The organism is Carnobacterium sp. CS13, from assembly GCF_016653495.1.
In the GTDB taxonomy this organism is placed as follows: Bacteria; Bacillota; Bacilli; order Lactobacillales; family Carnobacteriaceae; genus Carnobacterium_A; species Carnobacterium_A antarcticum.
Genome location: NZ_CP067364.1, coordinates 1689561 through 1702465, shown reverse-complemented (window position 1 = coordinate 1702465; position 12905 = coordinate 1689561). Strand labels below are relative to the sequence as shown.

Sequence of the window (12905 nt, the reverse complement as noted above, 5' to 3'; positions counted from 1 at the left end):
TATGATATAATACTTTGTTGAAAGTACATTTTAAAAAATTCGACTACTTACGATAGAAATTATGTTAAAATGGTTTTTGTGAGAGAAATAGTGCAAAACATTATTTATTATAAGAACGTTAATATTTTCAAAAAAAAGAAAAGTGTGAGGGATATATAATAAATGAAAGATATAGAAGAATCTGACTTGAAATTTAGTGTTTTAATGTCTGTTTATAAAAAAGAACAACCAGTCTATTTAAAAGAATGTTTAGACAGTTTGGTCAACCAAACTATTCAACCCAATGAATTGGTTTTGATAGAAGATGGTCCTCTAACGAATGATTTATATACTGTTCTTGATGAATTTGAAAATCAGCATCCGGGATTATTAAATAGAAACCCTCTTGAAGAGAATGTTGGCTTAGGGAAAGCATTAGCTATAGGCGTTGAATATTGCCGATACTCTTTAATTGCTCGAATGGATACGGATGATATTGCAGTGAATACTCGCTTCGAAAAACAGTTAAGAGAATTTGTGAAGAATCCGAAACTAGGGATAGTAGGATCTGATATCAATGAATTTGAAACGGACATCTCTAATATTGTTGCAAAAAGAATTGTTCCACATAGTTATGAGGATATTTTGAAAACTGCAAAAAGAAGAAATCCTTTTAATCATATGACTGTTCTATATAAAAAGGAAGAAGTTTTGAGAGCGGGTAATTATATGGTCTTAAATGGGTTTGAAGATTATTATTTATGGGTTAGAATGTTAAAAAATGATACGCTAGCGAAAAATGTGCCTGAAGTCTTAGTCCATGCTCGGGCTGGAAGAGACATGTTTATGCGTCGTGGCGGATATAAGTATTTGAAAGACAGTAAATTAGCAAGAAAAAAAATACATGAAGTTGGTTTAAATTCCTATATGGATTATTTTTTAAGCACTGCTGGGCAAATTATAGTTAGCATTATGCCTAATCAATTAAGGGCATATATTTATACCAAACTGCTTCGGAAAGAGAGTAAATAATTATGACTGTACTTAGTTTCATTATGCCCGCTTATAATGTAGAACATACGGTTGAAAAATCTGTCCAAAGCGTTCTTAGCCAAAATATAAGTGATTTTGAATTGATTATTATTAATGATGGGTCAACTGACAATACAGCCAATATATGTGACCGGTTAGCAGAAAAAGATACTAGGGTTCGAGTTATTCATCAAGAAAATGCTGGTCCTTCTGCTGCACGTAATGCTGGTTTAAATCAAGTGCATGGAGAATATATAGCTTTTATGGATAGTGATGACTATACTGAGAAAGATATGTATCAACGACTTATTGGATATCTTGAGGAAAACCAAGCAGATATTGCAGTCTGTAATGTGACACGTGTTAACCCAGATGGAACGTTAAATACTTTAAATAGTTTAAATAGAATCACTACTTCTAAGGAAGAAATGCTGGAATTATATTTTAAATATAATGGTATTGAATTTTACGTCTGGAATAAAGTTTATCGTGCGTCTGTTTTCCAAACAGTCAGATTTCCAGAAGGAGTCTTGTATGAAGATGTGATGTTAAGTTATGATGCTCTAAAACAAGCTCATAAATTAGTAGTAACGGATGAAGTTGGTTATTTTTATCTAGCAAATTCCGAAAGTATTGTAAACAGCAGCTTTAATCCACAACAATACGATAACGTGTTACAAAGAAAGATATTATTAGAAAAAATTAAAATAGAGTACCCCACAGTAAGTGACTTTGCTGTAGACAACCTGTTAGATGGTTATCTTTCAACAGGTTATAAAATTGCTAGTTCTACACATGACGAACGTACAAAAGAATATGCGAAGTTATTAAGAAACGATATCGCTGAAAATCAAAAAATGATTTTTCAAAATAAAGTTTCTAGCAAAGCTAAGTTAGCTGCTTTATGTTTATTGAAGGTTAATTTACCGCTGTATCGTTATCTTTATAAAAAAGTATTAAAAAAATAATGGTAATTCATGAATCATCTGATTTGTGTTTTCTTGAAGGAGTAGAAAAATGCAGAATGATTTTAAAATTAAGGATTGGATATTAAATTGGGATAATTTCAGAAAAATTTACCTCTTTCTTTGTTTGATTTATTTTATGCCTAGTAGTTTTGATATAGAACAATACCCTCTATGGATTTGTTTCTTTTGGGGAAGTTTGATTATAGCAGTTGATTTTTTCACTAAAAGGGAAATGTTTAAATCTAAGTACTGGTATATATTAATACTAATGTCACTAGTATACTTGCTCTCGACAGTAGTAAATTACGAACATCAGCTTATCAGGGGTGCGTATAACTGGGTTTACTTAGTAACTACTTTTTTTGTGATCTATCCCATTAATTCTAAGCAAAGCAATGAAGATGTTAAAAAAAATATGACACAATTTAACAACATCTTGATTTATACCGTTTTTGTTGCTGGTTTAATCTCGGTCTTAATGTTTATATTTAATATCGGCTTTATCATCCCCAGCGGTGCTACCACTGCCAGACAAGGTTTTGTCGCTTCTCGTTTATTCGGAATTTATACGAGTCCCAATATTGGAGCAATTTTCGGCTTTTTATCAATTGTACTTTCAATGTTGAATAACTTAATAAAAAGAGGCGTATGGTATAAGTTCACCAAACTTTATATAGCCAATATAATCATTCAAGTTCTCTTCTTCATACTAGCTTCGTCAAGAGGTACAGAACTAACCATTATGGTGTTTTCACTATTATCCATAGTGTTTATTGTGATTCCCTATTTTATCCAAACATATAAAAGCAAGACAAAAGTTATCTTCCGAACGATACTAGTATTTTTAGCTTTCTTTGCAGTAAGCTTAGGTTTTACAGGTATACTAAAAGAAGGATTAAGTTATGTTCCAGGATTGGTTCAACAAGGTTTTGACAAAGCTGGAGTAAATGAACCGCAAATATCAGATGATGAAAAGCCGTCTAAAAAAGAACCGATAGATAGAGTGACTATTCAGCACTCACCAGACGATGCTGAAGTTTCATCTGGACGATTCACTATTTGGACAGCTGCTCTTAATGTGGTTAAACAGTTTCCGGTTTTAGGTGCCACAGATCCTTATTTTTATAGGAATGATATAGAACACAATACACAAATTGATGAAAGTAAGTTATCTACATTAGATAAAAATGAATTAAAACGGGCACATGGCAACATGCATAATGTCTATATTCAAACACTGATCATGTCTGGAATTTTAGGTTTTGTCGTAATTGCCGTATTTATTATTTTACATTTAAGAGATAACATTACTCATTTGTTGAAATACAAAAAAGTTACTGTGGACTATCAAATTGTAGCCATTATGATCTTCCTAATTGTAGCGTTGTTTGCAGAAGATCTTGTTGAAAGCCATATTATTTTTAAAGTAAAAGATGTTGTAGCTATTGTCTTCTGGTATTATCTAGGCTTGTTGCAGCATTTTAGAAAAGAAAAAATGTTTACTGATGGAGTGATTGAAAAGTGATCGCTTTTATAGCATGGACGCCTCTGCATGTCATTAATATTCTTAATACCAAATTAACCTATTATGCTGATACCGAAGCTGATTTATACGTTTATGATGAATTTAATGGTGCACAGCAAGTCTATCAAAACATATTAAAAGAAGGAAATTTTCAAAACGTTTATTTAGTGGATCATAAAAAAATAGGAAATAAAGTTATCAGCAAATTGAATGTGCTGTTAAACATTAATCACATGCTAACATTAGACAAAGAAATTGATTATGATATTATTTTCACTCAAGGCGGCAATTATTTTTTAAAGATTTTGTATGGTCAAGCTAAAAAAAATAATCCCAATGTTGAATTGAAATACATTGAAGATGGTTTAGCAACATATTTAAATGTTACGTTGCTAAATACATCAGCAATTAGAAGGAAAATCATGAATCTCATTAATCCGCATAGCATGTTTTTAGCAGAAATAACGGATTATTATTTATACGAACCTAAACTTACTAATATTGATCAGTCTTTTCAGTTGAATCGATTACCAGTCATAAAAAAAGATGGAGTTTTATACGAACAATTAAAAAGAATCTTTGGTTTGCCTGAAAAAGAAGAAAAAATGGTCAATACATTATTATTTTTAGATCAACCTCTTGAAAAAGATAATTATCAAATAAATGAAAATAATATTTTGAAACTTATCAAAGAGTATGGAGTAAATAAAAACTTCTCAGTCAAATTACATCCACGTACTGATACTGAAAGGTATGGAAAGGATGCTCAAATATTCAAAACGGATTTACCATTGGAGTTATGTTTTTTAGCGTATGATTTACGGAATACAGTTATTGTCAGTTGTATTTCGACAGCATCCTTTACACCTCGTATGATATTTGGCTTAGAAAATGAAGTTATACTTCTTGCAGAAATGGTCAGAAATGACAGAGAATTTTCTACTGAAGATGAACGAACTCAAAAGGTATTGACAGGTGTATCTGAATTTTATGAAAGATATCAGTCGATAGGCTATCGAAATGTGCTTATGCCAAAAAATAAAAAAGAACTTAAATCAATATTAAAAGGAGAGTAACCATGGCATTAATAGAAAAATTGAAATCATCTAGCTTGGTGAAATCAAGTTTTTGGTACACTATAGGCAATTTCTTTATAAAAGGAATTACGTTTATTACTATACCGCTGTTTACCAACATCATGACGGTTGAAGAATATGGATTAGTAAACAACTATACTGCAATTGCGTCTATATTTTCTCTTTTTGTAGGATTAAGTTTAAACGGTGCAATAAATAATGCGAATTTTGAATTCAAAGAAGACATAAAAGGATTTATGTCTTCTACATTATTTTTGTCTACATTAAGTTTTGCAGCATTTCTTATCATAGGAAATGGATACTTTTTTTTCAAAAATAGTTTCTTTGAACTATCGCAGATAATTTTCAATTTAATGATTTTTCAAAGTTATGGAAATTTTTTAATTAACTTTTTATCCGCTTATTTTACAATAAATGTACAATACTTTAAATTCTTACTATTATCAATTTTGAGTACTGTTTTAAACATAGGTTTGTCTCTAGTGATGATCTTTACATTGTTTGAAAAGGATCGTTACATAGGCAGAGTTGTCGGGAGTTCTGGAGCATTCGTTTTAATAGGTTTGCTCATTTACTTCGCAATAATGTTCAAAGGAAAAAAACTGATTAATATGGAGTACTGGAAATTTTCGTTGAAAATTGCTTTACCGCTTATACCGCATTCTCTATCCAATGTCCTTCTAAGTCAGTTCGACCGTATTATGGTTAACACTTACTCTGGGTCGTTTGATGCAGGGATTTATTCCTATATTTATAACTTAGGTGTAGTCTTGAGTGTTGTTTGGGCGTCAACCAACAATGCTTGGGTCCCATGGTTTTATGGCGAGATGGAGAAAAAAGATTACGCAAAAATCAAAAAAACATCGAATTATTATATGATATTATTTGGAGCAGTTACGTTAGTTAGTATGTTGTTATTGATCGATATAGCTAAAATAATGGCTCCTGCTGAATATCTAGTCGGTATTCCACTGATTATTCCGGTTCTTTTAGGGTATTATTTTCAGTTCTTGTATAGCCTACCTGTAAACGTTGAGTTTTTTGAGAAAAAGACAACTTACATTGCTATGGGGACAATCGCCAGTGCTGTAATAAATATTGTGCTAAACATTATTTTTATTCCAATCTATGGTTATATTGCTGCTGGTTATACAACAGTCGTTGCGTATTTTTTCCTGTTTATTTTTCATTATTTCTTAGCGAAAAAATTAATAGGAAAACAACTATTTGATACTAAAATGATTGTTACTGTAACAACCGTTGTAGTAGCATTATCGTTCGTAATGTTTTTCTTAACAGACTATATAATATTGCGTTATCTGATGGTAGCCTTTTTGCTGGCTGTATTGTACTTTATCGTACAAAAAATTAGAAAAAGAAAATAAATTATTTTAAGAAGAGGAGGCTGCAGTATGAAAATAGGTGTCATTGGTTTAGGTTCAATGGGTAAACGACGACTTCGTTTGCTGACGGAATTTTTTCCTGAAATAACCTTAGTCGGAGTAGATTCTCGCAAAGACCGGCAAGAAGAAGTGAGCGGCCTTTTTAAGATTCAAACTTATGAAAGTTTACAAGAAGCAGTTAGAGAAGTACAAATAGAAGCTGTTTGTATCTGTACTTCTCCAATCAGTCATGAAAGCATTATTTTAGAGGCCTTAAACAAGAACTTGCATGTTTTTACGGAAATTAATCTGTTAAATCATTATTATGAAGAAGCGATGCAATTAGCGGAAGAAAAGAATTTGCATTTGTACCTTTCGTCTACTTTTCTACATCGCCGTGAAATAAAATTATTTGAAAAAGCAGTCAAGCAAGATCCAAAAGTAACGTATCGTTATCATGTAGGACAATACTTGCCTGATTGGCATCCTTGGGAGTCTTATAAAGACTTTTTTGTAGCCAATAAACAAACAAATGGCTGCCGTGAAATTTTTGCCATTGAGCTTCCGTGGATCTCAAAAGTTTTTGGAGAGATTGAATCTTTTGAGCTTCAAAAACAAAAAATCAGTTCCTTGGAAATAGATTATCCAGATAACTATGCCTTAGTAGTCAAACACACTTCAGGCATAGTTGGCACATTAAATGTGAATATTTTGTCTCGTGTTGCAAAACGGGATTTAGATATCATTGGAGAACAAACACAAATTTCGTGGGACGGTTCGCCAGATGGTTTGTATCAATGGGATGAAGCAGCTAAAGAGATGGTTAAAAAAGATTTGTATACTGGTTATATGGACAATCAAAGTTATTCCAAAACCATTATTGAAGATGCTTATCTGGAAGAAATAAAAGAATATGTCGCACTTTTAAAAGGTGAAATCACGACAACCATGTATTCGTTTAAGAAAGATCAAGCTATCATTGAACTGATCAATCAGTTTGAGGGGGATTTATCATGAAAGTGATTTTCTTTGGGCTGGGTTCTATTGGTCAAAAGCATTATCGGAATTTGCAATTAATCTGTAAAGAAAAAGGTATTCCACTAGAGGTATCTGCTTATCGATCAAGAAAAGCAGAACACGAAACACCCTCAGATATTCAGATGATTTATGAAACAAGTGCGATTGCAGATGATTACGATGTTGCCTTTATCACGAATCCAACGGCTCTTCATTTAGAGACTCTCCATATGATTAAAAATAAAGCAAAGTATTTCTTTGTGGAGAAACCTATTTTCGAAAAAGCTTATGATATTAATGCTTTTATTGAAAACAAAGAAGCTTATTATATTGCTGCGCCTTTGCGGTATAAAGGAATTATGTTAGAGTTGAAAAAGCTGCTGGTTAACGAAACGGTATACAATGGTCGTGTTATTTGTTCGACTTATCTCCCGGATTGGCGTCAAGATGATTATACAAAAAGCTATTCTGCTGACCCGAATTTGGGTGGAGGGATCGAATTGGATTGTATTCATGAACTAGATTACGTTGTTGATTTATTTGATTTCCCAATTGAATCGAAAGCTATGTATGGAAAAAAATCGCAATTAGACATCCAGTCAAACGATACGGCACTTTATTTATTGGAGTATGCCGATAAATTCATTGAAGTACATTTGGATTACTATGGACAAGTTCCGCAGCGAAAAATTGAAATCATTACAGAAAATGATCTAATTACGTGTGACTTTTTGAAAAACACATTAACGTCTAACAAATTAGGCATGATCAAAGAAATTTCAGAAGAGCCGAATCAAATGTATCTAGCAGAATTAACTTATTTCATTGAACAAGTACTAACGAATAAAGAAAATAACAACAATATTGATCATGCAAATAGAGTATTAAAAATTGCCAAGGAGACAAAATAAATGACTATCTTATTTACCATCTGTGGAAGGGCCGGATCAAAAGGCTTAGCAGCTAAAAACTTGAAGACTTTTCATGGCTATCCTTTAATTGCTTACACCTTAGCAGCTATGGATTTGTTCAAAGAACAATCTAGCCACCAAATAGATGTTGCTTTGAATACCGACAGCAAAGAACTGCAAAAAACAATTGAAGATTACCCAGATGTTTTATTAATTGATCGAAAAAAAGAACACGCAACAGATACCGCCAGTAAAATGGCGGTAATTCGAGACACCTATTTACAAGCAAAGAAAATTCGTCAAAAAGAATACGATTATGTGATCGACTTAGATTTAACATCACCTCTTAGAACGGTTCAAGATATCTTTAAATTGATTGAAAAGAAAAAAGAGCACCCAGAATTAGACGTTGTTTTTTCAGTGGTAGAATCGAGACGCAATCCTTTCTTCAATATGGTGAAAGAAGAGGGGAACTCTGTTTCACTGGTCAATGCTTCAACGTTTACATCACGGCAACAAGCACCGGCCATTTATGATATGAACGCTTCTATGTATCTATATGATCCAAAATTCCTGCAAGAAAATGAATATATTTTTAATGGAAATTGCGGCGTTATCCAAATGCAAGATTATATGGTCTTGGATATAGATTCGGAAGAAGATTTTAAATGGATGGAATACATTTATGTGAAACTTTTAGAAGAAGAGGGTATACAAGATATTTATAGCCACATACCTAAAATGACGATTTTTTCTGCAGAATAGTTTTTAAAACCGCAACTACTTGAGATAAAAAAAATAAGCCTTTTAAAAAGGGTGTATCATAATGACAAATAACCCCTACTTATTATAGCAGGGGTTATTTGTCATTATGATGTACTAAGTTATTTTGTTCTGGAATTTTATTTACCAAAAGGAAAAACAACTTAAAAGTTCATACTATGTTCATATAACGCAAATGTTATTCATGAAAAAAACGTAAACGGCTAGATTTGGCGAGAAATAAAAGGTATATTCATATAGCATGTTAATATTAAAGGAGGGATTTTTTGGAAGTGTTGAAAAAGTCAATGCATAAGGTTATTACTTTAGCAATGATTGTTACTGTGTTGAGTCCTATAGTGTTATCTACTGGAGTATCAGCAGTAGAAAGCAATAGTGTGATAACTGAGGATGTAGAAAGTAATGAGTTAAGTGAAGTTGAGTTACAGGAAGATTCTGAACTGTCAAATAAAGAACAAGTAGAAAGTACAGAAGATCTAGATACAGAAACTGTAGTTGAAGAAGATTACATAGAAGAAAACAGCAATAATGTTGAAGAAACAAAAAATGATGATAATATAGTTGAAGAAAATGAATCTAATGATGACTCTTCTTTAGAGAGTGAAGAGGATTTAAATGATGAAGCGGATGAAGAATATTTTTCAATAGAAGAAACTAGAGAAAAAGCTATTGAAATGATGGAACAAGAAAAAAATTCAACCAGCACTTTTAGTATGAAATCTAGAGCTATTCCTAAAACGGATGCTTTTATTAATGCTATTTCTTCACAAGCAGTATCAGTAGCAAATGAATATGATCTGTATGCTTCCGTGATGATTGCTCAAGCCGCCTTAGAAAGTGCTTGGGGAACAAGTATCCTTGCTTATGCACCGAATTATAATTTATTTGGAATAAAAGCGGGCTCAGGAGATTCTTATTTTGCAAAATATTCTAAAGAATATAGTACAGAAAAAGGTTGGACAATTGAAAAATCGAATTTTAAAACATATCCTTCTTATAAGGATACTTTTATAGACTATGCTAAGAAATTGCGTAAAGGCCCAGATTGGAATAGTAGTAAAGGTTCTTGGGATCCCAAATACTATTCAGGTGCATGGAAAGAAAATGCTAGTTCTTTTAAAAATGCTACTAGTGCACTTACAGGTAAATATGCTACAGATCCAACTTATGGAACAAAGTTAAATAATATTATAGAAACATACAATTTAACCCAATTCGATAACAAAAGTACTGATAATAAAGATGAGTCAAACTTACCAGACGATATAAAAGATATTTCATATGATGAAATTACATCAACGACTGATGTAAAAGACTACACCGCCTATATAACTGGCGATACTGATGGGATTTATTCTAAGCCTAAAGGTACGTCAGATTCTAAGGTAAATGCAGATGCTTCAGGATACTTCAATAGAAAAGTAACCGTAACTGAAGAAGCAATGACCAAAAGTGGTACAATTTGGGTAAAAATTACTTTAGATGGTAAGGTAATGGGGTGGATAGACAAAAATGGAATAACTACTTTTGAAATGATTTTGTCTGAAAAAACAATTAATTATTCAGCTAAAATAAGCCGCAAAACGGACACCATCAATACAAAACCTTATGGTACAAAAGGCTATCAAACAAAAGCTCAATCTTCAAAATATTATGGCAAAGAAGTCAAAGTAACGAAAGAAGCAGTCACTACTCGATCAACGTATGTATTGATCAGCTTAAATGGAACCGAATTAGGCTGGATCGATAAAGGTGGATTAGATATTGAAAAGGTGACTTCTACTAAAAATGTATCGTATACTAAAACCATTAGCAGTAAAACAGATACGATCAATACCAAACCATATGGAACCGAAGGGTACGTAACGAATGCGTATTCTTCAAAATATTATGGACAAAAAGTAAAGGTCATTAAAGAGGCTGCTTCACGTCGTTCAAATTGGGCACTAATAACTACGTTAGATGGAAAAGAATTAGGTTGGATAGACGCAAATGGATTGTCAGATGATGAAATGATTATGTCTGAAAAAGCAATTAATTATTCCGCTAAAATAAGCCGTAAAACGGACACCATCAATACAAAACCTTATGGTACAAAAGGTTATCAAACAAAAGCTCAATCTTCAAAATATTATGGCAAAGAAGTCAAAGTAACGAAAGAAGCAGTGACTACTCGATCAACGTATGTTTTGATCAGCTTAAATGGAACCGAACTAGGCTGGATCGATAAAGGTGGATTGGATATTGAAAAGGTAACTTCTACTAAAAATGTATCGTATACTAAAACCATTAGCAGTAAAACAGATACGATCAATACCAAACCATATGGAACCGAAGGGTACGTAACGAATGCGTATTCTTCAAAATATTATGGACAAAAAGTAAAGGTCATTAAAGAGGCTGCTTCACGTCGTTCAAATTGGGCACTAATAACTACGTTAGATGGAAAAGAATTAGGTTGGATAGACGCAAATGGATTGTCAGATGATGAAATGATTATGTCTGAAAAAGCAATTAATTATTCCGCTAAAATAAGCCGTAAAACGGACACCATCAATACAAAACCTTATGGTACAAAAGGTTATCAAACAAAAGCTCAATCTTCAAAATATTATGGCAAAGAAGTCAAAGTAACGAAAGAAGCAGTGACTACTCGATCAACGTATGTTTTGATCAGCTTAAATGGAACCGAACTAGGCTGGATCGATAAAGGTGGATTGGATATTGAAAAGGTAACTTCTACTAAAAATGTATCGTATACTAAAACCATTAGCAGTAAAACAGATACGATCAATACAAAACCATATGGAACCGAAGGGTATGTAACGAATGCGTATTCTTCAAAATATTATGGACAAAAAGTAAAAATCATTAAAGAAGCTGCTTCACGACGTTCGAATTGGGCACTAATAACTACGTTAGATGGAAAAGAATTAGGTTGGATAGACACAAATGGATTGTCAGATGATGAAGCGGTTTTGTCTGAAAAAACAATTAATTATTCCGCTAAAATAAGCCGCAAAACAGATACTATCAACACAAAACCTTATGGTACACTAGGCTATCAAACGAAAGCTCAATCTTCACAATATTATGGCAAAGAAGTCAAAGTAACGAAAGAAACAGTCACTACTCGATCAACGTATGTATTGATCAGCTTAAATGGAACAGAATTAGGCTGGATCGATAAAAATGGATTGGATATTGAAAAAGTTCTTTCTACTACTAATGTAGCAGATTATAAAGCTACGATTGTTCGTTCTACTGATACAATTAATTCAAAACCCTATGGAACAGAGGGATATGTAACTGAGGGTTCTTCATCAAAATATCTTGGGATGGAAGTATTAGTAAAAGAAGAAGCGAAAACTCGACGTTCAACATATGTCTTGATCAGCTTAAATGGAATAGAACTAGGCTGGATCGATAAAGCTGGACTAAAAGAAATTAATCCCTTCAAAAAAACTGTTTATGTTGATGCTGGTCATGGAGGAAAAGATCCAGGAGCTCAGTCGGGCGGAGCAAAGGAAAAAGATTTAAATTTAAAAGTTGCTTTAAAAGTAAGAGATAAACTTGAGCAAAAAGGGTATAACGTTGTAATGTCGAGAACAACAGATGTCTTTTTAGAGTTGTCAGAAATTGCTAGGAAAGCAAATAATTCTAAAGCTGATATTTTTGTAAGTATTCATCATAATTCGTTTAATCAAAATGCATATGGAATTGAATCTTATTCATATAACTCTCTAGGAAATTCAACAAATCCCATGTCAAAAAATATTAGTCGTTTAACGAGTAGTGAGAAGCTGGCAAAAAGTTCTCAGCAACAAATGATTAGTTATTCAGGGGCGTATAACAGAGGAGCTAAGAAAGCAGACTTCCATGTAATTAGAGAAACTAACATGCCTGCTGTTTTGTTAGAGCTGGGTTTTATAGATAATGCTTCTGAAAGATCTAAATTAGTTACAAATAATTACCAAGAAAAATTAGCAAATGGAATAGTACAGGGAATAGCGGACTATTTTAAATAAATAAAAAATCGTTAGAAGAATGAGCCGATCCCCAAAGATCAGACCTGAAAAATCTGGTTTTTGGGGGTTTTTTCTATGGTTAAATATAGTTTTGAATTTAAATAGTATTGCTTAAATCTATTTTTTTAATGTAAATGAACGGTATTTCCATTACAATAGAAGTGTTACTAATAATTAAAAAAT

9 protein-coding genes are annotated in these 12905 nt (G+C 32.4%); all 9 read left to right on the top strand.

Features of this window, described 5'->3' with window-relative positions:
- The first annotated feature begins 162 nt into the window (after positions 1-162).
- The 9 genes from JHE06_RS08115 to JHE06_RS08075 all read left to right on the top strand — a co-directional run bounded on the left by JHE06_RS08115 (position 163) and on the right by JHE06_RS08075 (position 12722).
- The gene (locus JHE06_RS08115) at positions 163-1011 is read left to right on the top strand and encodes a glycosyltransferase (protein WP_201088468.1); all 849 of its coding nucleotides are present in this window, start codon (positions 163-165) and stop codon (positions 1009-1011) included.
- A gap of 2 nt (positions 1012-1013) precedes the next feature.
- Complete coding sequence (locus JHE06_RS08110) at positions 1014-1979, top strand: glycosyltransferase family 2 protein (RefSeq protein WP_058918873.1); 966 nt, start codon at positions 1014-1016, stop codon at positions 1977-1979.
- Between the two features lie 415 nt (positions 1980-2394).
- A complete protein-coding gene (locus JHE06_RS08105; protein WP_197408976.1) occupies positions 2395-3504 on the top strand; it encodes an O-antigen ligase family protein in 1110 nt (369 codons plus the stop codon).
- Complete coding sequence (locus JHE06_RS08100) at positions 3501-4580, top strand: polysialyltransferase family glycosyltransferase (protein ID WP_058918871.1); 1080 nt, start codon at positions 3501-3503, stop codon at positions 4578-4580. Before JHE06_RS08105 ends, JHE06_RS08100 begins: the two co-directional genes overlap by 4 nt.
- A 2-nt stretch (positions 4581-4582) precedes the next feature.
- Positions 4583-5986 carry an oligosaccharide flippase family protein gene (locus tag JHE06_RS08095; RefSeq protein WP_058918870.1) on the top strand — a complete coding sequence of 468 codons (1404 nt, stop codon included), beginning with the start codon at positions 4583-4585 and terminating at the stop codon, positions 5984-5986.
- 27 nt (positions 5987-6013) lie between these two features.
- A complete protein-coding gene (locus JHE06_RS08090; protein WP_058918869.1) occupies positions 6014-7000 on the top strand; it encodes a Gfo/Idh/MocA family protein in 987 nt (328 codons plus the stop codon).
- On the top strand, positions 6997-7911 hold the full coding sequence (locus JHE06_RS08085; RefSeq protein WP_236253484.1) for a Gfo/Idh/MocA family oxidoreductase: 915 nt from the start codon (positions 6997-6999) through the stop codon (positions 7909-7911). Before JHE06_RS08090 ends, JHE06_RS08085 begins: the two co-directional genes overlap by 4 nt.
- Entirely contained in the window at positions 7912-8676 is a 765-nt protein-coding gene (locus tag JHE06_RS08080; protein ID WP_201088467.1) for an acylneuraminate cytidylyltransferase family protein, read from the top strand.
- Positions 8677-8966: 290 nt separating this feature from the next.
- Positions 8967-12722, top strand: coding sequence for a GW dipeptide domain-containing protein (locus tag JHE06_RS08075; protein WP_236253572.1), 3756 nt, complete (start codon positions 8967-8969; stop codon positions 12720-12722).
- Positions 12723-12905: the final 183 nt, after the last annotated feature.

Excerpts from the sequence above, each read along its gene's own strand:
- JHE06_RS08115 (WP_201088468.1), top strand. The coding sequence starts at position 163 with ATGAAAGATATAGAAGAATCTGACTTGAAATTTAGTGTTTTAATGTCT.
- JHE06_RS08110 (WP_058918873.1), top strand. The coding sequence starts at position 1,014 with ATGACTGTACTTAGTTTCATTATGCCCGCTTATAATGTAGAACATACG.
- JHE06_RS08105 (WP_197408976.1), top strand. The coding sequence starts at position 2,395 with ATGACACAATTTAACAACATCTTGATTTATACCGTTTTTGTTGCTGGT.
- JHE06_RS08095 (WP_058918870.1), top strand. The coding sequence starts at position 4,583 with ATGGCATTAATAGAAAAATTGAAATCATCTAGCTTGGTGAAATCAAGT.
- JHE06_RS08090 (WP_058918869.1), top strand. The coding sequence starts at position 6,014 with ATGAAAATAGGTGTCATTGGTTTAGGTTCAATGGGTAAACGACGACTT.
- JHE06_RS08085 (WP_236253484.1), top strand. The coding sequence starts at position 6,997 with ATGAAAGTGATTTTCTTTGGGCTGGGTTCTATTGGTCAAAAGCATTAT.
- JHE06_RS08080 (WP_201088467.1), top strand. The coding sequence starts at position 7,912 with ATGACTATCTTATTTACCATCTGTGGAAGGGCCGGATCAAAAGGCTTA.